Raw genomic sequence first — 23,934 nt, forward strand, 5'->3', positions numbered from 1 at the left:
GGAAGCGCCTCGATACAGGGGCGAGAAGATCCGGCACGAGAACCTCCGGCACGACACGACCCGGCACGAAGAGAGACGCTGACCCCATGACCTCCGGACCCCTCCGCCTGTTCACCTCCGAGTCCGTGACCGAGGGCCACCCCGACAAGATCTGCGACCAGATCTCGGACCGCATCCTCGACGCCCTGCTCCGCGAGGACCCGCACAGCCGGGTCGCCGTCGAGACGCTCGTGACGACCGGTCTCGTGCACGTCGCGGGCGAGGTATCGACCTCGGGCTACGTCGAGATCCCCAAGATCGTCCGCGACACGATCGTCGAGATCGGCTACGACTCCTCCGAGAAGGGCTTCGACGGCCGCTCCTGCGGCGTCTCGATCTCGATCGGCCAGCAGTCGCCCGAGATCGCCGCCGGAGTCGACACCGCCCTCGAGGTGCGCACCGACTCCGCCGACGACGACGTGTTCGACCGCCAGGGCGCCGGCGACCAGGGCCTGATGTTCGGCTTCGCGACCGACGAGACCCCCGAGTACATGCCGCTGCCGAGCTGGCTCTCGCACCGCCTGGCCGAGCGCCTCGCCGCCGTCCGCAAGTCGGGCGAGCTCGACTACCTCCGGCCCGACGGCAAGACCCAGGTGACCATCGGCTACGAGGGCACGACGCCCCGGTCGATCGACACGGTCGTGCTCTCGACCCAGCACTCCGAGCACGTGAGCACCGAGCAGATCCACGCCGACATCGAGTCGCACGTCATCCGCCCCGTGCTCGAGACGGTCGATCTCGACTCCTCGGCGGTCCGCCTGCTCATCAACCCGACCGGCCGCTTCGAGATCGGCGGCCCGCAGGGCGACGCCGGGCTCACCGGCCGCAAGATCATCGTCGACACCTACGGCGGCGCCTCGCGTCACGGCGGTGGCGCCTTCTCGGGCAAGGACCCGTCGAAGGTCGACCGCTCGGCCGCCTACGCGATGCGCTGGGTCGCGAAGAACGCCGTCGCCGCGGGTCTCGCCTCCCGGATGGAGGTGCAGGTCGCGTACGCCATCGGCAAGGCGGCACCCGTCGGCCTCTACGTCGAGACGTTCGGCACGGGGAGGGTGTCGGACGAGCTGATCACCGAGGCGATCCGCTCGGTCTTCGACCTGCGCCCCGCGGCGATCATCCACGCCCTCGACCTCCTCCGCCCGATCTACTCCCAGACCTCGGTCTACGGCCACTTCGGCCGCGAGCTGCCCGACTTCACCTGGGAGCGCCTCGACCGCGTCGACGACCTCCGCTCCGCGGCGGGTCTGTCGTAGCGAGCCCCGTGATGGCGGACGCCGCTGCTCCGGCGGGATTCGTCGCGCGGGTGCTGCTCGACTCCCCGCTGCCGCAGCTCGATCGGCTGCTCGACTACGCGATCCCCGAGGCGCTGCGGGCCGAGGTGCGGCCGGGCGTGCGCGTGCGCGTCCCCCTGCGGACCGGCGGCCGCATCGCCGACGCCTTCGTCGTCGAGGTGGGCGAGGGCTCCGAGCACGTGGGAGCGCTGAGCGAGCTCGAGGAGCTCGTGTCGCCGCTGCCGGTGCTCACGCCCGAGGTCTGGGCCCTGGCCCGACGGGTGGCCGACCGCGCGTCCGGCGGGGCGAGCGACGTGCTGCGGCTCGCTGTGCCCCGGAGGCACGTGCGGGTCGAGCGCGCCTTCCTCGCGGCCGAGGCCGTCGACGGCGCGGCGCCCGTCGAGGCGGGCGGCGTCTCCGGGTACCCGGCCGACGCGTTCGCCCCGCTCGCGGACGGCGGAAGGCTGGCGGTCGCCTCCGTTCCGACCCCGGTGCGCCTCGACTCCGGAGCCTGGGTCGGCGGCTGGGCGCTCACCCTCGCCGAGCTGGCCCGCGACACGCTCGCGACGGGGCGCGACGCGATCCTCGCCGTCCCCGACTACCGCGATCAGGAGCAGCTCGAACTCGCCCTCGCCGAGACCGTTCCGAGCGACGCGATGGTGCGCCTCGACGCCCGGCAGAAGGGCGCCGGGCGCTACGCCGCGTTCCTCAGCTGCCTCCGGCCCGGACCGCGGGTCGTCGTCGGCAACCGCTCCGTCCTGTACGCGCCCTCGTCCGCACTCGGCCTGATAGCGCTGTGGGACGACGGCGATCCGCTCTTCGCCGAGCCGCTCGCTCCGTACGCGCACGCCCGCGACGTGGCCCTGGTGCGCCAGGAGCAGAGCGGAGCAGGCCTGGTGCTGCTCGGCAACACCCGGACGGTCGACGTCGAGCGACTCGTCGAGATCGGCTTCGCCGCCGAGGTCGGGCCGCGCCCGTCGAGGCGACCGCACGTGGTGCCGACCGCCCAGCAGTCCGCGGCCGACGAGCACGACGCGGCGGCGCGCATCCCCTCCTCGGCCTGGCGCCAGGCGCGGGCGGGCCTCGACTCCGGTCCGGTGCTCGTCCAGGTCGCTCGGCCCGGCTACGCGCCGGTCGTCGCGTGCGCCCGCTGCCGCACGGTGGCGCGCTGCAACCGCTGCCAGGGTCCGCTCGGCGTCCACGCTGCCGGCGCCCGGCCGAGCTGCGGCTGGTGCGGGCTGATCGCAGCGGAGTGGACGTGCTCGGTCTGCGAGGCCACGACGCTCCGGCTGGTCACCCTCGGTGCCGGGCGCACCGCCGAGGAGCTCGGGCGCGCGTTCCCCGGGGCGAAGGTCGTCGTCGCCGACGGACAGCGGCCCGTTCTGACCCTCCCCGACGAGCCCGCGCTCGTCGTCGCCACCCGCGGAGCGGAGCCCCGAGCCGACGGCGGCTACCACGCCGTGCTCCTGCTCGACGGCGAGCGGATGCTCGCCCGCGAGAGCCTGCGGGTCGCCGACGACGCCCTGCGCACCTGGTCGAACGCCGCCGCGCTCGCCCGCCCCGGCGCCCCGGTGCTCCTGGTCGGCGTCGGCGGCCGTCTCGCCACCGCGCTCGCGACCTGGCGGCAGGCCGAGTACCTCCGCGGCGAGCTGGTCGAGCGCCGGGCGCTCCGCTTCCCGCCCGCGGTGCGGCTCGCGACCGTCAGCGGCGATGCGCACGCCGTCGCGGAGGCGCTCGAGACGCTCGACGAGGCGGATCGTCACGAGGTGCTCGGGCCGGTCGGCCTCGAGGACGGCTCCGTCCGGGCCATCGTGCGCTTCGACTACGCTCGCGGAGCAGAGGTGGCCGCCCGCCTGCGGGCCGCGGTCATCCGCAACGCCACCCGTCGCCGCCGCCCGCCGACCACGCCGGGCCGCTTCCGCCCGGCCCCCAAGCTCCGCGTGCGCCTCGACGATCCCGACATCCTCTGACCCCAGGAGCCCCTCGTGCGCCTCGTCTTCGCCGGCACGCCGGCCGCCGCCGTCCCGACCCTGCGCGCCCTCGACGCCTCCGAGCACGAGATCGTCGCGGTCGTGACGCGCGAGGACGCCCCGGTGGGCCGGAAGCGCGTGCTCACTCTGTCGCCGGTCGCCGCCGTCGCCGAGGAGCTCGGGCTGCCGTTGCTGCGGGCGAACCGGCTCGACGAGGCCGTCACCGACCGGATCGCGGCGCTCGAGCCCGACCTCGGCGTGATCGTCGCGTACGGCGGTCTCGTGCGGGCGCGCCTCCTGGCCGTGCCGCGACTCGGCTGGATCAACCTGCACTTCTCGCTGCTCCCGCGCTGGCGGGGTGCCGCGCCGGTGCAGCGCGCGCTGATGGCGGGGGAGTCGCCGATCGGCGCGAGCGTGTTCCAGCTGGTCGCCGAGCTCGACGCCGGCGACGTCTACGCCGAGATCTCGGAGGAGGTCGACGGCCGCTCGGCGGGCGAGCTGCTCGACGTGCTGGCCGACTCCGGCGCGGCTCTCACCGTCTCCGTCGTCGACGACCTCGCCGCGGGCCGCGCCGTCGCCGTGCCGCAGACCGGCGAGGTCACCCTCGCCCCCAAGCTCGACGTGACGGACGGGCGCTTGGACTGGAGCCGGTCGTCGTCGCAGGTCCTCGCCCTCGTCCGCGGAGTGACGCCCGAGCCCGGTGCCTCCACCTCGCTGGGCGACCTGCGGGTCAAGGTGCTCGCCCTGCGGGCGGTCGCCGAGGCGCCGCAGCTCGCCCAGGGGGAGGTGCGCCTCGACGTCGGCCGCGCGCTGGTCGGCACCGCCGACGGGGCCGTCGAGCTCGTGAGCGTCCAGCCGGCGGGCAAGAACCCGATGCCCGGCGCCGCGTGGGCGCGCGGCCTGCGCGAGAGCGCGGTGCTCGCGTGAGCGCCGTGGCACCCGCGCGCCAGGTCGCCTACGACGTCCTCCTCGCGGTGAGCGGCTCCGACGCCTACGCGAATCTCGTGCTGCCGGCGAGGATCCGCGCCGCGGGCCTCTCTCCCGCCGACGCCGGACTCGCGACCGAGCTCTGCTACGGCACACTGCGCCTCTCCGGCTACTACGACCGGGTCATCGCCCTGGCCGCGGGCCGCGCCGTCGACGCGATCGACGCGCCCGTGCTCGACGCCCTGCGGCTGGGCGTTCACCAGCTCCTGGGCACCCGCGTCGCCGCGCACGCCGCCGTCAACGAGAGCGTGGCGCTGGTCGCCGCGGGATCCTCGCGCGGCGCCGTCGCCTTCGCGAACGCGGTCCTGCGCGCGGTCTCGCGCTCGAGCGCCGAGGAGTGGGGCACCCGCGTCTCGACCGCCGCCACCTCCGGCGACGACCGCCTCGCCGCCCTGAGCTCGCACCCGGCCTGGATCGTGAAGGCCCTGCGCCGAGCCCTCGCCGCGGAGGGCGCGGCCGACGAGCTCGACGCGCTGCTCGCCTCCGACAACGCCGCCCCCCGGGTGAACCTGGTGGCGCTTCCCGGTCTCGCCGAGGCGGCCGAGCTGCCCGACGCCGAGGCCGACCGCTACTCGCCGGTGGGCCTGGTGAGCACCGGCGGCGATCCGGAGGCGTTCCCCGCCGTCCACGACGGCCGGGTCCGCGTGCAGGACGAGGGCTCGCAGCTGGCGGCCCTCGCCCTCTCCCGCGCGCGCCCGATCACCCCCGGCGAGCGCTGGCTCGACCTCTGCGCCGGCCCGGGCGGCAAGGCCGCGCTGCTCGCCGCGGAGGCGCGCGGCGGGGGAGCGACGCTCCTCGCCAACGAGGTGGTGCCGGCGCGAGCGGGTCTGGTGCGCCAGGCGCTGGCGGCCGTCGATCCGTCGGTCGAGGTGCGCGTCGGCGACGGCCGCGAGATCGGCCGCGAGCACTCGGGGGAGTTCGACCGCATCCTCCTCGACGCCCCGTGCACGGGTCTCGGCGCGCTGCGACGCCGTCCGGAGGCGCGCTGGCGCAAGTCGGCCGAGGATGTCGCGCAGCTGGCCGAGCTGCAGGGCGAGCTGCTCGACGCCGCACTCGAGGCGCTCGCACCGGGCGGACTGCTCGCCTACGTCACCTGCTCGCCGCACCTCGGCGAGACCCGTCGCGTCCTCGCGCTGGCCGAGGAGCGGCACCCGGGCGCGCTGGAGCTCGTCGACACCCCCGGGATCCTCCGGAGCGTCACCCGCGAGCCCCTCCCGCTCGGCGGGTCCGGCTCGCACGTCCAGCTCTGGCCGCACCGCCACGGCACCGACGCCATGTTCATCCAGATCCTGCGTCGCACCGACTCCTGACCCGCCCCGCGAGGGTCCCCGAGGATGAGGGAGCCGGGTCGCCCCGCCTAGGCTGGGAGTCATGCCCGCACGGATCAACCCCAGCATCCTGTCCGCCGACTTCGTCAACTTCGAGGCCGAGCTGCAGCGGATCTCGACGGCCGATCTGGTGCATGTCGACGTGATGGACAACCACTTCGTCCCGAACCTCACCTTCGGGCTGCCCATGGTGCAGCGCCTCCAGGAGGTGTCGCCGCGCCCGCTCGACGTGCACCTCATGATCGACGACCCCGACCGCTGGGCACCGGGCTACGCCGAGACGGGCGCCTACTCGGTCACCTTCCACGCCGAGGCCGCCCGCGACGCCGTCGCCCTGGCGCGCCGCCTCCGCGAGATCGGGTCGCGCGCGGGCATCGCCCTGAAGCCCGGCACCCCGGTCGACGACTACCTCGACCTGCTGCCCGAGTTCGACCAGGTGCTCGTGATGACGGTCGAGCCCGGCTTCGGCGGCCAGTCGTTCATGGCCGAGACGATGCCGAAGCTGCACGCGCTCCGCGCCGCGGTCGAGCGGACCGGGCTCGACGTCTGGCTCCAGGTCGACGGAGGGATCGCCCCCGGCACGATCGAGATCGCCGCCGAGGCGGGCGCCGACACCTTCGTCGCCGGCTCCGCCGTCTTCGGCGCCGATGACCCGGAGGCCGCCATCGCCGCCCTGCGCGACACCGCGACCGCGCACCTGCACCGGCACTGACCGGCCGGACGCTCCTGCAGACCGCACGTGCTCCTGCAGACCGCGCGCACCCCGCGCCGCCCCGCCACCCGCGGCGTATAGACTTCCCGGGTGAAAACTTTCGACGACCTCTTCGCCGAGCTGGGCGAGAAGGCCGCCGCCCGTCCCGCGGGCTCGGGCACCGTCCGCGAGCTCGACGCCGGGGTGCACTTCATCGGCAAGAAGATCGTCGAGGAGGCAGCCGAGGTCTGGATGGCCGCCGAGTACGAGGGCGACGAGCGCACGGCCGAGGAGATCTCGCAGCTGCTCTACCACCTGCAGGTGCTGATGCTGGCGAAGGGCCTGTCGACCGCCGACGTCTACCGGCATCTGTGAGCACCCTCTCGGGGGTGCGTCGTCGCTCGGCGCCGACGCGCCACCACGCTCCGCGCGCCGGGAGGCCCGCGCCCACCGATCCACCGTCGAGCTCTCGAGGACTCCCCGTGACCACCACCCCTCCCGCCGCGACCGCACTCCTGCGCGTGGCCGTGCCCAACAAGGGCTCCCTCTCCGAGACCGCCGGTCAGATGCTGGCCGAGGCCGGCTACGTCGGCCGTCGCGACCCCAAGGAGCTGCACGTCGTCGACGAGCGCAACGGGGTCGAGTTCTTCTACCTCCGCCCGCGCGACATCGCGACCTACGTGGGATCCGGCGCCCTCGATGTCGGAGTGACGGGGCGCGACCTGCTCATCGACTCCGGCTCCCAGGCGCGCGAGATCGCGAGCCTGGGCTTCGCGGACTCGACGTTCCGCTTCGCCGGCCCCGCCGGTCGCTACAGCTCGCTCGAGCAGATCGACGGCCTGCGCGTCGCGACCAGCTACCCCGGACTGGTCGGCGGCTTCCTCCGCGAGCACGGCGTCGAGGTCACCCTCATCCGCCTCGACGGAGCCGTCGAGTCGGCCATCCAGCTCGGTGTCGCGGACGTGATCGCCGACGTCGTCGAGACCGGCACCACGCTCCGCAAGGCGGGCCTCGAGATCTTCGGCCCGGTGATCCTCGACTCCACCGCCGTCCTGGTCTCCGCCGCGGGCGAGCCGGCGGGCATCCCCGTGCTGCTGCGGCGCCTGCAGGGCGTGCTCGTCGCGCGCGAGTACGTGCTGCTCGATTACGACTGCCCCGCGTCGCTCCTCGAGGAGGCCACGGCCATCGCTCCGGGCTTCGAGTCGCCGACCGTCTCGCCGCTGCACGACCCCGAGTGGCTGGCCGTCCGCGTCATGGTCACCCGTGCCGACATGAACCAGGTGATGGACCGCCTCTACGATCTGGGCGCCCGCGCGATCCTCGTCACATCGATCCACGCCGCTCGGCTCTAGGGAGGCGCCGTGAGCCTCGCCGTCCGCGTCATCCCCTGCCTCGACGTCGCCGCCGGGCGCGTGGTCAAGGGCGTCAACTTCCAGAACCTGCGCGATGCGGGAGACCCCGTCGAGCTCGCCCGCCTCTACTTCGAGCAGGGCGCCGACGAGCTGACCTTCCTCGACGTCACCGCCACGGTCGACGACCGCTCCACCACCTACGACGTCGTCCGCGCGACCGCCGAGCAGGTCTTCATCCCGCTGACGGTCGGCGGCGGTGTCCGCGGCGTCGACGACGTGTCGCGCCTGCTCGCTCACGGCGCCGACAAGGTCGGCGTCAACTCGGCCGCCATCGCCCGACCCGAGCTGATCGGCGAGATCGCCGACGTCTTCGGGGCGCAGGTGCTGGTGCTCTCGCTCGACGTGAAGCGGAGTGACGCGGCCGCGTCGGGCTTCGTCGTCACGACCCACGGCGGTCGCCGCGAGACCGACCTCGACGCTCTCGCCTGGGCGAGCGAGGCCGTCGAGCGCGGCGCGGGCGAGCTGCTGGTCAACTCCATCGACGCCGACGGCACCAAGCAGGGCTTCGACCTCGAGCTCATCGCCGCCGTGCGCGAGCTGAGCACTGTCCCGGTGATCGCCTCCGGAGGCGCCGGCGCCGTCGACCACTTCGCCCCCGCCATCGAGGCCGGCGCCGACGCCGTGCTCGCCGCCTCCGTCTTCCACAATCGCGAGCTCACGATCGGCGACGTGAAGCGCGCCCTCGACGACTCCGGGATCGAGATCCGCCGATGACCCCCGCCGCCCTCGCCGAGGTCCTCGACCGCGCGAGCTTCGACCCGAGCGGCCTGCTGCCCGCGATCATCCAGCAGCACGACACCCGCGAGGTGCTGATGATGGGCTGGATGGACCGCGAGGCCCTCCGCCGCACCCTGACCGAGGGGCGCGTGACGTTCTGGTCGCGCTCCCGCCGGGAGTACTGGCGCAAGGGCGACACCTCCGGCCACGCCCAGTACGTGCGGGGCGCCGCGCTCGACTGCGACGCCGACACCCTCCTCGTGCAGGTCGAGCAGATCGGTGCGGCCTGCCACACGGGAGCGCACGCCTGCTTCGACGTCGACCCGCTCGATCCGGTCGCCGACCTCCGGCCGAGGGAGTGAGCGCATGACCGGTCGGCGCCTGAAGTCCTCGGTGATCCTCGGGATCGTCCTGCTGGCGGCGCTCGAGCTCACCTCCTCGACCCAGACCTGGTTCACCCTCACCCTCGCCGCGACCGTCGGCGACGGCACGCCCCTCGCCGTCGTCGGCACGGTCGCCGCCCCCGCTCTCTCGGCCCTCGCGCTGGCCGGCCTGGCACTGGCCGCCGCGCTCGCCATCGCCGGGCCCGCCTTCCGGGTGGTCCTCGGCGTGCTGCAGGTCGTCCTCGGCGGATCGGTCGTGCTGGCCGCGTCGACCGCGCTCGGCGACCCGGTGCGGGCGGGGTCGTCGCTCGTCACGAACGCGACGGCGATCGCCGGGCAGGAGTCGGTCGCCGCGCTCGTCGACTCGTCCGGCTCGACCGCCTGGCCGATCGTCGCCCTCGTGGCCGGAGTGGTGACCGCGGTCCTCGGCGTCGTGGTCATCGCGACGGTCCGCCGCTGGCCCGGCGCGAAGAAGAAGCGCGCCTCGCGATTCGAGCCGGCCGACGGCTACGGGCACGGCGCGTCGACCGTCGAGACCGAGGAGGGCAGCATCGACCCGGTCGTCTCCTGGGACGAGCTGTCGCGCGGCGACGACCCCACCTCCGCCCGCTGAGGACCCCTGCACCGGCGGGGCCGCTCAGGCACCGCACGCTAGACTGCTGGGGTCCCGATGCACGTCCAGGAGGAGACCCATGAGCACCGAGCACGACGACGACAACCACGGCCACTCGCCCGCAGCGTGGACGGCCATCGTCATCATGCTGGTCGGGTTCACGATCGGCACCGTCGCCTTCTTCTTCGATCAGGCGATCGTCGTGTGGCTCTCCGCCGGCCTCGTCGTCGTGGGCCTGCTCGTCGGCGTCGTGATGGCCCGGCTGGGCTACGGCGTCAACGGAGCCAAGGCCAACCCGAAGGCGCGCGCGTAGAGTGCTGACCGATCTGACCGCCGGCGCCCTGGCCGATGCGGCCCGCCGCCGCGAGAGCGTCCCCCTCGCCGTCGTCGAGCGCCGCGCCTCGGAGCGTCCGCCCGCCCTCGACGCGCTGGCCGCCCTCGCTCCCGCCGAGCGGGTGCGGATCATCGCCGAGGTGAAGCGCTCCAGCCCCTCGCGCGGCGCACTGGCCGAGATCCCCGATCCCGCGCACCTCGCCGCGCAGTACGAGCTCGGCGGAGCGGGCGCCATCAGCGTCCTCACCGAGGAGCGCCGGTTCAAGGGCTCGCTTGCCGACCTCGAGGCCGTGCGCGCCCGCGTGTCCGTCCCCGTCCTCCGCAAGGACTTCATCGCCGAGCCCTACCAGGTGCTCGAGGCGCGGGCCGCGGGGGCCGACCTCGTCCTCCTGATCGTGGCGGCGCTCGAGCAGAGCGTGCTGCGCGAGCTGCACGGGCTCGTGCTCGAGCTGGGCATGACGCCGCTGGTCGAGACGCACTCGGGCGAGGAGCTCGCCCGGGCGGCCGATCTCGGCGCCCGCCTCATCGGCGTGAACGCCCGCGATCTCTCGACGTTCGAGCTCGACCGCGACCTCTTCGGCCGACTCGCCGACCGCTTCCCCGCCGACGCCGTGAAGGTGGCCGAGTCGGCCGTCCTCTCGGCCGACGACGTCGCCCACTACCGCCGCTCCGGCGCCGACGTCGTCCTCGTCGGCGAGGCCCTCGTCACCGGCGGCGACCCCGTCTCGACCCTCGACTCCTTCCTGCGCGCGGGCGACCTCCCCGGCGTGCAGGCACCCAACTGATAGGCGGCACTGCCATGGCACTCCGGGATGAACTCGGTCCCTACTTCGGCGACTTCGGCGGACGCTACGTCCCCGAGTCCCTCGTGGAGGCCCTCGACGAACTGAGCGCCGAGTACGACCGCACCAAGGTCGACCCCGCGTTCCAGGCGGAGCTCATGGAGCTGCACCGCAGCTACACGGGCCGCCCCTCGATCATCACCGAGGTGCCGCGCTTCGCCGAGCACGCCGGCGGCGCACGGATCATCCTCAAGCGCGAGGACCTCAACCACACCGGCTCGCACAAGATCAACAACGTGCTCGGCCAGGCGCTGCTGACCAAGCGCATCGGCAAGACCCGGGTGATCGCCGAGACCGGCGCCGGTCAGCACGGTGTCGCGGCCGCCACCGCCGCGGCCCTCTTCGGGCTCGACTGCGTCGTCTACATGGGCGAGGTCGACACCGAGCGCCAGGCGCTCAACGTCGCGCGGATGCGCCTGCTCGGCGCCGAGGTCGTCTCGGTGACGACCGGCTCGCGGACGCTCAAGGACGCGATCAACGACGCGATGCGCGACTGGGTCACCAACGTCGAGACGACCAACTACATCTTCGGCACCGTCGCGGGCCCGCACCCGTTCCCCGCCCTCGTGCGCGACTTCCAGAAGATCATCGGCGAGGAGGCGCGCGAGCAGGTCCTCGAGCTCACCGGCTCGCTGCCCACCGCGGTCACCGCCTGCGTCGGCGGCGGCTCGAACGCGATGGGCATCTTCCACGCCTTCCTCGACGACCCCGAGGTGCGCCTCGTCGGCTTCGAGGCCGGCGGCGACGGAGTCGACACCCCGCGTCACGCGGCGACCATCAGCAAGGGCCGCCCCGGCGTCCTGCACGGCGCCCGCACCTTCCTCCTGCAGGACGAGGACGGCCAGACCACCGAGTCGCACTCGATCTCGGCCGGTCTCGACTACCCGGGCGTCGGCCCCGAGCACTCCTGGCTCGCGAGCATCGGCCGCGCCGACTACCGCGCCGTCACCGACGCCGCCGCGATGGACGCCCTGATGCTGCTCAGCCGCACCGAGGGGATCATCCCCGCCATCGAGTCCGCGCACGCCCTCGCCGGCACGCTCGAGCTCGGTCGCGAGCTCGGCCCCGAGGCGACCATCCTGGTCAACCTGAGCGGTCGCGGCGACAAGGACATGACCACGGCCGCGCACTACTTCGGCCTGATGGACCAGGGCGCGGTGCAGTCGTGAGCGGCATCGGACCGAGCGTCGCCGAGACCGTCCGCCGGCGGAACGTCGAGGCGGCGGGCGCCCTGATCGGCTACCTGCCCGTCGGCTTCCCCGATCTGGCGACGAGCATCGACGCGGCGGTCGCCCTGGCCGAGAACGGCGTCGACGCGATCGAGCTCGGCCTGCCCTACTCCGACCCCGTGATGGACGGCCCGGTCATCCAGGAGGCGACCCAGGCCGCGATCGCCGGAGGGTTCCGCCTGCGACACGGGTTCGAGGCCGTCCGCGAGATCCGTGCCCGCGTCGACGTGCCCGTCCTCGTGATGACCTACTACAACCCGGTGCTGCAGTACGGCGTCGAGCGGTTCGCGACCGACCTCGCGGAGGCCGGCGGCTCGGGGCTCATCACCCCCGACCTCATTCCCGACGAGGGTGCGGAGTGGATCGCCGTCTCCGAGCGCCTCGGACTCGACCGCGTGTTCCTCGCCGCCCCCTCCTCGACCGACGAGCGCCTGCGCCAGGCCGTCGGCCAGAGCCGCGGATTCGTCTACGCCGTCTCGACGATGGGCATCACCGGCGCCCGCGCCGATGTCGACCGCGCCGCCCGGACCCTCGTCGACCGGCTGCGCGCGGCCGGCTCCGAGAGCGCCTGCGTCGGAGTCGGCGTCTCGACCGGCGCGCAGGTCGCCGAGATCCTCGCCTACGCCGACGGCGCCATCGTCGGCTCGGCGCTCGTCCGCGCGCTCGCCTCCGGGGGAGTGGACGCGGTCGCCGAGACCGCGCGGGGCCTCGCCGAGGGCACGCGCGCCGCATCCGCTCGCTGACGAGCTCCCACTACACTCGGGATGCCCACCGGGCGCGCTGTCGTCGCGCCCGCGGGCATCCCTCCTTCGAAAGGTCGACCTGACGGTGTCCCTCCCGCTGAGCATCCCGAGCCCGCCCGAGGCGTGGAGACAGTACGACTTCTCCATCGGGACCTTCACGTTCTCGATCCACGCCTACGCGCTGTGCATCCTCCTCGGCATCGTCGCCGCCACGATCATGACGAACCGGCGCCTGGTGCGCCGCGGCGCCGAGCCGTGGGTCGTGCTCGACATCATCATCTGGGCGGTCCCGCTCGGCATCGTCGGAGCGCGGGTCTTCCACGTGCTCACCCACCCCGGCGACTACTTCTACGCGGGCGCCGACCCGTGGGAGGTCATCCGGATCTGGAACGGCGGCAACGCGATCTTCGGCGGCCTGATCGGCGGTGCCGTCGGCGCCTGGATCGGCTGCCGGTGGACGGGAGTCCGGTTCTGGACCTTCGCCGACGCCCTCGCGCCCGGCATGCTCGCGGCGCAGGCGCTCGGCCGCATCGGGAACTGGTTCAACGCCGAGCTGTTCGGCCTGCCGACGACGCTTCCCTGGGGTCTCGAGATCTCGTCCGACAACCCGGCGTTCCCGAAGGGCCTCCCCGAGGGGACGCTCTTCCACCCCACGTTCCTCTACGAGATCGTGTGGAACGTCGTCGGCATCGCCGTCATCCTGCTGCTCGAGCGCAAGTTCAGGCTGCAGTGGGGCACCGTGTTCGGCACCTACCTGATCTGGTACGGGGTCGGCCGCATCTGGTTCGAGTCGATCCGCATCGACCCCAGCGAGGTCTTCTGGGGCATCCGGACCAACGTCTGGGCCGCGCTGATCGCCGTGGTGATCGGGCTCGTCCTGATCGAGATCCAGCGCCGCGAGCACCCAGGAGGCGAGCCCTCCGCCTACCGCCCCGGCCGCGAGTGGACGCCCGCCCCGGCTGCGGTAGAATTCGAGGACGTCGACTCCGACCCGACGCACGCCACCACTGCCGACTCCGGCGACGACGCCGAGACGACGACGGTCTCCCGCACCTGAGGGAGGCCACGGGTCCGCCCGTGACCGCCCCGAGGGTGCCCGACGATCGCTCGATCATCACGCGGGGCCGACGCCACAAGCGCTGCCACCCGGACGTGATCGATCGGGCGCCCGATCACCCTGCACGCGCCCACGGCGCTCGATCCCTCGGCACTCGCTCCCACTGAGCTCGACCCACCCGACGTGACAGCCACCTCCGTCACTTCGCAGACACGGCCCTCCCGATCGGGGAGCCGCACCTCCCTCACCACCGCGGGCCAGCGACGTCCCGATCCGCCACAACTCTCGTGAAGACGGTTCCCATGGCACCTGCCCAGCACTCGCCCCGCGTCTCCTCCCTGCCGTTCCTCGGCGCCCCGGCGGCCCAGGGGATGTACGACCCGTCGGCCGAGAAGGACGCCTGCGGCCTCGCGATGGTCGCCACCATGCGCGGCACCGCCGGCCACGACATCATCGACCTCGCCCTCGAGGCGCTGCGGCACCTCGAGCACCGCGGCGCCGTCGGCTCCGACGCCGGCACCGGCGACGGCGCGGGCATCATCACCCAGATCCCCGACGAGTTCCTGCGCGCCGTGGCGCCGTTCGAGCTCCCCGCCCTCGGGCAGTACGCCGTCGGCAACGCGTTCCTGCCGGTCGACGTCTTCGAGCGCGAGCGCGTCAAGTCGACGATCGCCGAGATCGCCCGGGAGGAGAACCTCTCGGTGCTCGGCTGGCGCTCCGTCCCGGTCCAGCCGGACGAGATCGGCACCCTGGCCCGCGCCGCGATGCCCGCGATCGAGCAGCTCTACGTCACGAGCGACCTCACCGACGACACCGGGGTCCCGCTCGCCTCGGTGCGCCTGGACCGGTTGACCTTCCGCCTCCGCAAGCGCGTCGAGCGCGAGCTCGAGGTCTACTTCATGTCGCTCTCGAGCCGCACGATGGTCTACAAGGGCATGGTGACGACGCTCCAGCTGGAGCCGTTCTACCCCGACCTCTCGGACGAGCGCTTCGCCTCGAAGCTCGCCCTCGTGCACTCGCGCTACTCGACCAACACCTTCCCGTCGTGGCCGCTCGCGCAGCCGTTCCGGATGATCGCGCACAACGGCGAGATCAACACGGTGCAGGGCAACCGCAACTGGATGCGCGCGCGCCAGTCGCAGTTGAAGAGCGCCGCCCTCGGCGACCTCTCGCCGCTGTTCCCGATCGTCTCGCCCGGGCGCAGCGACTCCGCCTCGTTCGACGAGACCGTCGAGCTGCTGAACCTCGCCGGTCGCTCGCTGCCGCACGCGATCATGATGATGGTGCCGGAGGCGTGGGAGAACCAGGCCGCCGCCATCGACCAGAAGCGCCGCGCGTTCTACGAGTACCACTCGATGCTCATGGAGCCGTGGGACGGCCCGGCCGCGATCGTCTTCACCGACGGCGAGCTCGTCGGCGCGACCCTCGACCGCAACGGCCTGCGCCCCGGGCGCTACGTCGTCACCGACGACGGCCTCGTCGTGCTCGCCAGCGAGATCGGCGTGCTCGACATCGACCCCGCGAAGATCGTCCGGAAGGGCCGCCTCCAGCCGGGGCGCATGTTCCTGGTCGACACCGAGCAGGGCCGCCTCGTCGAGGACGAGGAGATCAAGGCGCAGCTCGCCGACTCCGCTCCGTTCGAGGAGTGGCTCGACAAGGGCCGCATCAACCTCAAGGACCTGCCCGAGCGCGAGCACATCGTGCACACTCCGGCGTCCGTCAACCGCCGCCAGCGCACCTTCGGCTACACCGAGGAGGAGGTCCGCCTCCTCCTGCTGCCGATGGCGAAGGCCGGGGCCGAGCCGCTCGGCGCCATGGGCTCCGACACTCCCGTCGCGGTGCTGTCGAAGCGGCCGCGCCTCCTGTTCGACTACTTCACGCAGGCGTTCGCGCAGGTCACCAACCCGCCGCTCGACTCGATCCGCGAGGAGGTCGTCACCTCGCTGCGCCTCGGTCTCGGCCCGGAGCGCAACCTGCTCTCCTCCGGGGCGGAGCACGCCCGCCAGGTCGTCCTCGACTTCCCGGTGATCGACAACGACGAGCTCGCCAAGATCCAGCACATCGCGCCGCGCCCGCTCAGTCACATCACCACGACGATCCGCGGGCTCTACCGCGTCGACGCGGGCCCCCGCGCCATGCAGGACCGCATCGACGAGATGTGCAGCGAGGCCGACGAGGCCATCGCGGCCGGCGCGCAGTTCCTCGTGCTGTCCGACCGCGACTCCACGAAGGACCTGGCGCCGATCCCGTCGCTGCTCATGCTCGCGGCCGTGCACCACCACCTGATCCGCACCGAGAACCGGATGCGCGTCGGGCTGGTCGTCGAGGCCGGCGACGTCCGCGAGGTGCACCACGTCGCCACGCTGATCGGCTACGGCGCCTCCGCGGTCAACCCGTACCTCGCGATGGAGACGTGCGAGGACCTGGTGCGCAGCGGCATGCTCTCGGACATCTCGCCCGAGAAGGCCGTCAAGAACGTGATCAAGGCGCTCGGCAAGGGCGTGCTCAAGATCATGTCGAAGATGGGCATCTCGACGGTGTCGAGCTACGCGGGCGCGCAGACCTTCGAGGCCGTCGGGCTCAGCCAGCAGTTCGTCGACCAGTACTTCACCGGCACCGTCTCGAAGCTCGGCGGCATCGGGATCGACGTGGTCGCCGAGGAGAACGCCGCGCGCCACCGCGCCGCCTACCCGGAGGACGGCGCGATCATCGCGCACGAGCGCCTCGCGGTCGGCGGCGAGTACCAGTGGCGCCGCGACGGAGCCCCGCACCTGTTCAACCCGGACACGGTGTTCCGCCTGCAGCACTCCACCCGCAACCGCCGCTACGACGTGTTCCGCGAGTACACCAAGATGGTCGACGACCAGTCGACCTCGCTGATGACCCTCCGCGGCATGTTCGCGCTCGACACCGCGGGCCGCACGCCCGTCCCGATCGACGAGGTCGAGCCGGTCGAGTCGATCGTCAAGCGCTTCTCGACGGGAGCGATGAGCTACGGCTCGATCTCCCCGGAGGCGCACGAGACGCTGGCCATCGCGATGAACCGCCTCGGCGGCAAGTCGAACACCGGTGAGGGCGGCGAGGACACCGAGCGCCTGCTCGACCCCGAGCGCCGCTCCGCGATCAAGCAGGTCGCCTCCGGGCGCTTCGGCGTCACGAGCATGTACCTGACGCACGCCGACGACATCCAGATCAAGCTCGCCCAGGGCGCCAAGCCCGGCGAGGGCGGTCAGCTGCCGCCGACGAAGGTCTACCCGTGGATCGCGCGCACCCGCCACGCGACAGCGGGCGTCGGGCTCATCTCGCCGCCTCCGCACCACGACATCTACTCGATCGAAGACCTGAAGCAGCTGATCTTCGACCTGAAGCGGGCGAACCCGTCGGCGCGCATCCACGCCAAGCTGGTCAGCCAGTCGGGCATCGGAGCGGTCGCCGCCGGCACCGCGAAGGCCCTCGCCGACGTCATCCTGGTCTCCGGCCACGACGGCGGCACCGGCGCGAGCCCCGTGAACTCGCTCAAGCACGCCGGCACCCCCTGGGAGCTGGGCCTCGCCGAGACGCAGCAGACGCTGATGCTCAACGGCATGCGCGACCGCGTCGTGGTGCAGGTGGACGGTCAGATGAAGACCGGCCGCGACGTCGTGATCGGGGCGCTCCTGGGCGCCGAGGAGTTCGGCTTCGCGACGGCTCCGCTGATCGTCGAGGGCTGCATCATGATGCGCGTCTGCCACCTCGACACCTGTCCGGTGGGCGTCGCGACCCAGAACCCGGAGCTGCGCAAGCGCTTCTCGGGCAAGCCCGAGTTCGTCGTCAACTTCTTCGAGTTCATCGCGCAGGAGGTGCGCGAGTACCTCGCGCAGCTCGGCTTCCGCAGCATCGACGAGATCGTCGGCCACCGCGAGCTGCTCGACGTCAACCAGGCGATCGAGCACTGGAAGGCGAGCGGTCTCGACCTCACGCCGATCCTCGTGGGCCCCGTCTTCTCGGCGGAGGAGCCGCGCCGGCACGGCCGCGCCCAGCAGCACGAGCTCGAGCACCACTTCGACAACGAGCTGATCCGGCTCTCGGCGAACGTGCTCGACCACCGCGGCACGGTCGTGATCGAGCGCGAGATCAAGAACACCGAGCGGGCGGTCGGCACGATGCTCGGTCACGAGGTGACCGTCCGCTACGGCGAGAACGGCCTGCCCGCCGACTCGATCACGGTGCTCCTCACGGGGTCCGCCGGTCAGTCGCTCGGCGCCTTCCTCCCCGCGGGGATCACGCTGCGCCTCGAGGGCGACTCGAACGACTACGTCGGCAAGGGACTCTCGGGCGGACAGATCGTGGTGCGCCCCGACCGGCGCAGCACCTTCGACGCCTCGACCAACGTGATCGCGGGCAACGTCATCGGCTACGGGGCGACCCAGGGCACGATGTTCATCCGCGGCATGGTCGGCGAGCGCTTCCTGGTCCGCAACTCCGGAGCGACCGCGGTCGTCGAAGGGGTGGGCGACCACGCGCTCGAGTACATGACCGGCGGTCTCGCGGTGATCCTCGGGGCGACCGGGCGCAACCTCGGCGCGGGCATGTCCGGCGGCACGGCGTACATCCACGACCTGCAGCGCGAGCTCGTGAATCGCGACGCTCTCGCCTCGGGCGAGCTGACGCTGTCCGAGCTCGGCAGCGCCGACGTCGAGATCCTCCGTGATCTCCTCGAGCGGCACGTGGCCGAGACCGAGTCGACCCTGGCCCAGGGGATGCTCGACGATTTCGACGGAACCGTCTCGCGTTTCGTCAAAGTACTGCCCCGCGACTTCGCCGCCGTGCTCGCCACGCGCGCATCGGCGGTCGAGGAGGGGCTCGACCCCGATGGCGACATCGTCTGGGGACGGATTCTGGAGGTGACCGGTGGCTGATCCCAAGGGGTTCCTGAAGGTGCAGGACCGGGAGCTGCCCAAGCGGCGCCCCGTGTCCGTCCGCCTGATGGACTGGAAGGAGGTCTACGAGCAGGGCGACTCCGCCGTCCTGCGTCGGCAGGCCGGCCGCTGCATGGACTGCGGCATCCCGTTCTGCCACAAGGGCTGCCCGCTCGGCAACCTGATCCCCGAGTGGAACGACCTGATGTGGCGCGGCGAGGGCCGCCAGGCCATCGAGCGCCTGCACGCGACGAACAACTTCCCGGAGTTCACGGGTCGGCTGTGCCCCGCGCCGTGCGAGTCGTCGTGCGTGCTGGGCATCAATCAGCCCGCGGTCACGATCAAGCAGATCGAGGTCTCCATCATCGATCAGGCCTTCGGCAACGACTGGGTGCAGCCGCACCCGCCCGAGCGCCTGACCGGCAAGACGGTCGCCGTCGTCGGCTCGGGGCCGGCCGGTCTCGCCGCCGCGCAGCAGCTCACCCGCGCCGGGCACACCGTCGCGGTCTACGAGCGCGACGACCGCATCGGCGGACTCCTGCGCTACGGGATCCCCGACTTCAAGATGGAGAAGAAGCACCTCGAGCTGCGTCTGAACCAGATGAAGGCCGAGGGCACCCGGTTCCGCGCCGGAGTCGACATCGGCTCCGACATCACGTGGGACGACCTGCGTGCGCGCTACGACGCCGTCGTGGTCGCGACCGGCGCCCTCGTGCCGCGGGATCTGCCGATCCCCGGTCGCGACCTCTCCGGCGTCCACTTCGCCATGGAGTACCTGGTGCAGTCGAATCACGCCATCGCCGGCGACCGCGTCTTCGAGCAGATCTCGGCCGAGGGCAAGCATGTCGTCGTCCTCGGCGGAGGCGACACCGGCGCGGACTGCATCGGCACCGCGCACCGCCAGAAGGCCGCCTCGGTCACCAACCTGGCGATCGGCAAGCAGCCGCCGTCGGAGCGTCCCGAGGGCCAGCCCTGGCCGATGGACCCGACGGTGTTCGAGGTCTCGAGCGCCCACGAGGAGGGCGGGGAGCGGATGTTCCTCGCCTCGACCGTGGAGTTCCTCTCCAACGAGGTCGGCGAGGTCCGCGCGGTGCGCGTGGCCGAGACCGAGTACCTCGACGGGCGCCGCGTCCCCAAGGCCGGCACCGAGCGCGAGATCCCGGCCGATCTGGTCCTGCTCGCCCTGGGCTTCACCGGCCCCGAGTCGCACCATCTCGCGGGCCAGCTCGCCGTGCCCTTCACCGAGCGCGGCAACGTCGACCGCGGAGCGAACTTCGAGACCAGCGTCCCCGGCGTGTTCGTCGCCGGAGACGCGGGTCGCGGACAGTCCCTGATCGTCTGGGCGATCGCCGAGGGCCGCTCCGTCGCTGCCGAGGTCGACCGCTACCTCGAGGGCAGCACCCAGCTCCCCGCACCCGTCGGGCCCAACGACCGCGGCTTCACGCTGTAGTCGCAGGGACGCGATAGTCTCTGGCCGCCAGCAATCCCTGCTCACCCTCCCCGCTAACGACGCGCCTCCGGGCGCAGAACAACGGAGCACCCCCTCAATGAGACGAGCGAAAATCGTCGCCACCCTCGGCCCGGCAACGTCCTCGTACGAGACCATTCGTGCGATCATCGACGCCGGCGTGGACGTGTGCCGCATGAACCTCAGCCACGGCAGCTACGACGTGCACGAGGCGATCTACCGGATCGTCCGCCAGGCGGCCGACGACGCCGGCCGCGCCGTCGCGATCCTCGTCGACCTCCAGGGTCCGAAGATCCGCCTGGGCAAGTTCGAGGGCGGACCGTACCCGCTCGCCGAGGGCGACGTCTTCACCATCACCACCGAGGAGGTCCTCGGCACCAAGGAGCTCTCGGGCACCACGTTCAAGGGCCTCCCCGACGACGTGAACCCGGGCGACATGCTGCTCATCGACGACGGCAAGGTCGCTGTCCGCGTCACCGCCGTCGACGGCCCGCGCGTCATCACCGAGTGCGTCGTCCCCGGCAACATCTCGAACAACAAGGGCATCAACCTGCCCGGAGTCGCGGTCAACGTCCCCGCCCTCTCGCAGAAGGACGAGGACGACCTCCGCTGGGGCATCCGCCTCGGCGCCGACATCATCGCGCTGTCCTTCGTGCGCAACGCCAGCGACATCGTCCGCGTGCACGAGATCATGGCGGAGGAGGGCCGCAAGGCTCCCGTCATCGCCAAGATCGAGAAGCCGCAGGCCGTCGACAACCTGCAGGAGATCATCGACGTCTTCGACGGCATCATGGTCGCCCGCGGCGACCTCGGCGTCGAGCTGCCCCTCGAGGCCGTCCCGATCGTGCAGAAGCGCGCCGTCGAGCTCGCCCGCCGCTGGGCCAAGCCCGTCATCGTAGCGACCCAGATGCTCGAGTCGATGATCGAGAGCCCGCGCCCCACCCGCGCTGAGGCCTCCGACGTCGCGAACGCGATCCTCGACGGCGCCGACGCGGTCATGCTCTCGGGCGAGACCAGCGTCGGAGCCTGGCCGGTCGTCACCGTCCAGACCATGGCCCGCATCGTCGAATCGACCGAGGAGCACGGGCTCGAGCGGATCCCCCCGCTCGGCAGCAAGCCGCGCACCCAGGGCGGATCGGTCACGCTGGCCGCCGCCGAGGTCGCCGAGTTCGTCGAGGCCAAGTTCCTCTGCGTGTTCACCGAGTCGGGCGACTCCGTCCGCCGCATGACCCGCCTGCGCCACGGCATCCCGATCATCGGGTTCACGCCCGAGCCGGCGGTCCGCCGCCGCATGGCGCTCAACTGGGGCGTCCAGTCCTTCGTGACGCCGCGGGTGAACCACACCGACGCGATGTTCGCGCAGGTCGACGAGGTGCTGCTGCGCGAAGGACTCGCCCAGCCCGGCGAGACCGTCGTCGTCGTCTCCGGATCCCCTCCCGGCCGCGCCGGCACCACCAACGACATGCGCGTGCACGTCGTCGGCTCCTCCACCTCGGACAAGCCCGTGGAGAACTGGGACCACTGAGTTCCTGCAGAGGCCCGGTCGCGTTGCGGCCGGGCCTTTGTCGACGGGCTCCTCGCTGCGCTCGTCGCCCGTCGCGCGGTCGGCTTCCGCGGGTGGTCGCGGTGGGGGAGCGTGTCGCGTTCCGGGTACGATGATCCGCTGTCACGCGGATCGCCGGTGACCCTGCGGAGGGTTCGACTGGATTGCAGGCCTCCGTTCTCGGCTCGGCAGCTGCGCTGCGAGGCCGCTCGGCGCGCATGCCGGGGACAACGTGCGTACCCGCTCGCCGCGCGCGAGCATGCTGGTCGAGCAGCCGCCGGAGGCGGCGTATCGGGACCCACCACCGTCAGTCGTGCGGGAAGCCACGTGCCTGCTCGCCTGCACGTGTCGCTCGCATGCATGCTGGTCGAGTAGCCGCCGAAGGCGGCGTATCGAGACCGATCTCCGTACGGGCATCGGTCTCCTGTGGGTGCTGCTGGTGCCGCCGCCGCCAGGGGCATGACGACGCCCGCGTCGTCCCCGGAGGCGCCGTGTCCGGGGGTGCGTCGGGCCCGCGCTAGCGTGGGCGCATGCGACTCGGCGTGCTCGACATCGGCTCCAACACGGTCCACCTGCTGCTGGTCGACGCGCATCCGGGAGCGCGGCCCGTGCCGTACCGGTCGCACAAGCGCAGCCTCGCGCTGGTCGCGTACCTCGACTCCGCCGGTGACATCACCGAGGAGGGGCAGCGCGAGCTGATCTCGTTCGTGGCGGAGGCGCACGAGGTCGCCCGCGCCCACCGGGCGGAGGATCTGCTCGCCTTCGCGACGTCCGCGATCCGCGAGGCGGGCAACGGCGCGGCGGTCCTCGACCGCGTGCGCGCCGAGACCGGGGTGCACCTCCAGGAGCTCGGCGGCGAGGCCGAGGCCTCCGCGACGTTCCTCGCGGTCCGCCGCTGGTTCGGCTGGGGCGCCGGGTCGATCCTCGACCTCGACATCGGCGGCGGGTCCTTCGAGCTGTCGCAAGGCGTCGACGAGGTCCCCGAGCTCGCCGTGTCCGTCCCGCTCGGTGCCGGTCGCGTCACCCGCGATCTCCTGGTCGGCGATCCGGCGTCGGCCACCAGCGTCAAGGCGGCCCGCCGTCACGCCCGCGAGATCCTGGCGGAGCCGGTGCGCGCCTTCCTCGCCCTCGGCCGCCCCGATCTGGTCGCCGGCACCTCGAAGACGTTCCGCTCGCTGGCGCGGATCGCGGGCGCCGCTCCGAGCGCGGCCGGCCCGCTCGCCCGCCGCGAGCTGCACCTCATCGATCTCCGGCTGTGGTCCTCGCGCCTGGCTGCGATCAGCGCCGCCGATCGCTCAGCGCTGCCCGGCGTCTCGGTCCTCCGTGCGCCGCAGCTCCTGGCCGGCGCTCTCGTCGCTGAGGCGGCGATGGACGCGCTCGGCGTCGAGAAGCTCGTCATCTGCCCCTGGGCGACGCGCGAGGGGCTGATCATCCGGCGCTTCGAGCTCCTCGACGCCCGGCTGCAGCGCGAGGACCTTCAGGCCAGCGTGATGCTGTAGGCGAAGGCGCGCTGCTCGCCCGGCTGCAGCACGAACTGGCCGGGCTTGTCGAGGATGTCGCCGTCCCACCCCGCCGGGGTCGGGATGCTACGCCACGGCTCGATGCAGACGAACGGCGCCCCGACCGGCTTCCACACGCCGACGACGTCGAAGTCGCCGGAGTCCACCTCGATCGTGCGCGCACCGTCGGCCTCGAGCCGGAGCGTCCTGCGGCGCGGCTCGTCGAAGATCATCACGCCCTCCTCGAAGTGCGCATCGTCGACGGTGAGCACTCCGTCCTCGAGCGGTGCCGGGTGCCGCTCGTCGAGCAGCAGGTTCTCGGGCGCGCGGCGGAACCCCTCCGGCTCCGCCTGAGCGAAGCTGATGCGGTGCCCGCCGGTCGCCCCCGGCAGCGGAAGCGCGAACGCCGGGTGGTTGCCGACGGAGGCGCCGAGCGGACCCGTGCCGCGGTTCTCCACCGTCTGCGTGATCCGCACGCTCGAGCCGGTGACGGCGTAGGCGATCAGCAGCGTCCAGTCGAACGGGAACACCGCGCGGGTGGCGTCGTCGCTCCGCAGTCGGAACACGGCCTCGTCGCCCGAGACGCCGGCCAGCTCGAAGACGCGGTCGCGGGCGATGCCGTGCTGGCCCATCCGGTGGTCGACGCCGTCGTGGTGCAGAGTGTCGCCCGGCAGGCGCCCGATGATCGGGAAGAGGACCGGGGCGTGCCGGCGCCACTCCGGGCCGGCCTGCCAGAGGTACTCCCGGCCGGCGTCGTCGCGGAGGGAGGTCATCTCGGCGCCCGCGGTGGTCAGGGCGACGCGGAGTCCGCCTCCGCCGATCGCGAGGACAGTGGGTTCGGGGGAGTCGCTGCTGGTCATGCTCCGATTCTGCCCCCCTCCCGCCGCGGGACGGCCGTGTCGGAGGGTCGT

At 72.5% G+C, this 23,934-nt stretch carries 20 protein-coding genes; 19 read left to right on the forward strand and 1 reads right to left on the reverse strand.

Features of this window, described 5'->3' with window-relative positions; all coding sequences use genetic code 11:
* Window positions 1–86 precede the first annotated feature (86 nt).
* From metK to GRS96_RS11025, 19 genes are all read left to right on the forward strand, one after another.
* A complete protein-coding gene (gene metK / locus GRS96_RS10935; protein ID WP_159853417.1) occupies window positions 87–1,292 on the forward strand; it encodes a methionine adenosyltransferase in 1,206 nt (401 codons plus the stop codon).
* An 11-nt stretch (window positions 1,293–1,303) separates the two neighbouring features.
* A complete protein-coding gene (locus tag GRS96_RS10940; RefSeq protein ID WP_159853419.1) occupies window positions 1,304–3,280 on the forward strand; it encodes a primosomal protein N' in 1,977 nt (658 codons plus the stop codon).
* A gap of 15 nt (window positions 3,281–3,295) precedes the next feature.
* The gene (locus GRS96_RS10945; RefSeq protein WP_236553617.1) at window positions 3,296–4,207 is read left to right on the forward strand and encodes a methionyl-tRNA formyltransferase; all 912 of its coding nucleotides are present in this window, start codon (window positions 3,296–3,298) and stop codon (window positions 4,205–4,207) included.
* The gene (locus GRS96_RS10950; protein ID WP_236553618.1) at window positions 4,204–5,577 is read left to right on the forward strand and encodes an RsmB/NOP family class I SAM-dependent RNA methyltransferase; all 1,374 of its coding nucleotides are present in this window, start codon (window positions 4,204–4,206) and stop codon (window positions 5,575–5,577) included. Before GRS96_RS10945 ends, GRS96_RS10950 begins: the two co-directional genes overlap by 4 nt.
* A 61-nt stretch (window positions 5,578–5,638) precedes the next feature.
* Window positions 5,639–6,307: a ribulose-phosphate 3-epimerase gene (gene rpe / locus GRS96_RS10955; RefSeq protein ID WP_159853421.1), complete on the forward strand. Its 669-nt coding sequence runs from the start codon at window positions 5,639–5,641 to the stop codon at window positions 6,305–6,307.
* A 90-nt stretch (window positions 6,308–6,397) separates the two neighbouring features.
* Complete coding sequence (locus tag GRS96_RS10960; RefSeq protein WP_159853423.1) at window positions 6,398–6,661, forward strand: phosphoribosyl-ATP diphosphatase; 264 nt, start codon at window positions 6,398–6,400, stop codon at window positions 6,659–6,661.
* 107 nt (window positions 6,662–6,768) lie between these two features.
* On the forward strand, window positions 6,769–7,638 hold the full coding sequence (hisG, locus tag GRS96_RS10965; RefSeq protein ID WP_204162075.1) for an ATP phosphoribosyltransferase: 870 nt from the start codon (window positions 6,769–6,771) through the stop codon (window positions 7,636–7,638).
* Between the two features lie 9 nt (window positions 7,639–7,647).
* On the forward strand, window positions 7,648–8,412 hold the full coding sequence (gene hisF, locus GRS96_RS10970) for an imidazole glycerol phosphate synthase subunit HisF (protein WP_159853425.1): 765 nt from the start codon (window positions 7,648–7,650) through the stop codon (window positions 8,410–8,412).
* The gene (gene hisI / locus GRS96_RS10975) at window positions 8,409–8,777 is read left to right on the forward strand and encodes a phosphoribosyl-AMP cyclohydrolase (RefSeq protein WP_159988471.1); all 369 of its coding nucleotides are present in this window, start codon (window positions 8,409–8,411) and stop codon (window positions 8,775–8,777) included. The genes hisF and hisI overlap by 4 nt, the downstream gene beginning before the upstream one ends.
* A gap of 4 nt (window positions 8,778–8,781) precedes the next feature.
* Window positions 8,782–9,411 carry a Trp biosynthesis-associated membrane protein gene (locus GRS96_RS10980; protein WP_159853429.1) on the forward strand — a complete coding sequence of 210 codons (630 nt, stop codon included), beginning with the start codon at window positions 8,782–8,784 and terminating at the stop codon, window positions 9,409–9,411.
* A 79-nt stretch (window positions 9,412–9,490) separates the two neighbouring features.
* On the forward strand, window positions 9,491–9,724 hold the full coding sequence (locus tag GRS96_RS10985) for a DUF6704 family protein (protein WP_159853431.1): 234 nt from the start codon (window positions 9,491–9,493) through the stop codon (window positions 9,722–9,724).
* Between the two features lies 1 nt (window position 9,725).
* Window positions 9,726–10,529 (forward strand): indole-3-glycerol phosphate synthase TrpC, encoded by an 804-nt coding sequence (gene trpC / locus GRS96_RS10990; protein WP_159853433.1) that lies wholly within the window; start codon window positions 9,726–9,728, stop codon window positions 10,527–10,529.
* A 14-nt stretch (window positions 10,530–10,543) separates the two neighbouring features.
* Window positions 10,544–11,755, forward strand: a complete 1,212-nt coding sequence (gene trpB, locus GRS96_RS10995; protein WP_159988472.1) for a tryptophan synthase subunit beta — start codon at window positions 10,544–10,546, stop codon at window positions 11,753–11,755.
* A complete protein-coding gene (gene trpA / locus GRS96_RS11000) occupies window positions 11,752–12,558 on the forward strand; it encodes a tryptophan synthase subunit alpha (protein WP_159853437.1) in 807 nt (268 codons plus the stop codon). Before trpB ends, trpA begins: the two co-directional genes overlap by 4 nt.
* A gap of 85 nt (window positions 12,559–12,643) precedes the next feature.
* Window positions 12,644–13,615 (forward strand): prolipoprotein diacylglyceryl transferase, encoded by a 972-nt coding sequence (lgt, locus tag GRS96_RS11005; RefSeq protein WP_235021808.1) that lies wholly within the window; start codon window positions 12,644–12,646, stop codon window positions 13,613–13,615.
* Window positions 13,616–13,917: 302 nt separating this feature from the next.
* Window positions 13,918–18,513: a glutamate synthase large subunit gene (gene gltB / locus GRS96_RS11010; protein ID WP_159988473.1), complete on the forward strand. Its 4,596-nt coding sequence runs from the start codon at window positions 13,918–13,920 to the stop codon at window positions 18,511–18,513.
* A complete protein-coding gene (locus tag GRS96_RS11015) occupies window positions 18,506–19,963 on the forward strand; it encodes a glutamate synthase subunit beta (RefSeq protein ID WP_159853441.1) in 1,458 nt (485 codons plus the stop codon). The genes gltB and GRS96_RS11015 overlap by 8 nt, the downstream gene beginning before the upstream one ends.
* Window positions 19,964–20,060: 97 nt before the next feature.
* The gene (gene pyk, locus GRS96_RS11020; RefSeq protein ID WP_159853443.1) at window positions 20,061–21,506 is read left to right on the forward strand and encodes a pyruvate kinase; all 1,446 of its coding nucleotides are present in this window, start codon (window positions 20,061–20,063) and stop codon (window positions 21,504–21,506) included.
* 548 nt (window positions 21,507–22,054) lie between these two features.
* The gene (locus tag GRS96_RS11025) at window positions 22,055–23,023 is read left to right on the forward strand and encodes a Ppx/GppA phosphatase family protein (protein WP_159853445.1); all 969 of its coding nucleotides are present in this window, start codon (window positions 22,055–22,057) and stop codon (window positions 23,021–23,023) included.
* Here GRS96_RS11025 and GRS96_RS11030 read toward each other — a convergent pair.
* A complete protein-coding gene (locus tag GRS96_RS11030; RefSeq protein ID WP_159853447.1) occupies window positions 23,002–23,883 on the reverse strand; it encodes an aldose 1-epimerase family protein in 882 nt (293 codons plus the stop codon). The two genes, GRS96_RS11025 and GRS96_RS11030, sit on opposite strands and share 22 nt — an antisense overlap.
* Between the last annotated feature and the right edge of the window lie 51 nt (window positions 23,884–23,934).

Origin of the sequence: Rathayibacter sp. VKM Ac-2803 (genome assembly GCF_009807175.1) — a bacterium.
Taxonomy (GTDB): domain Bacteria; phylum Actinomycetota; class Actinomycetes; order Actinomycetales; family Microbacteriaceae; genus Rathayibacter.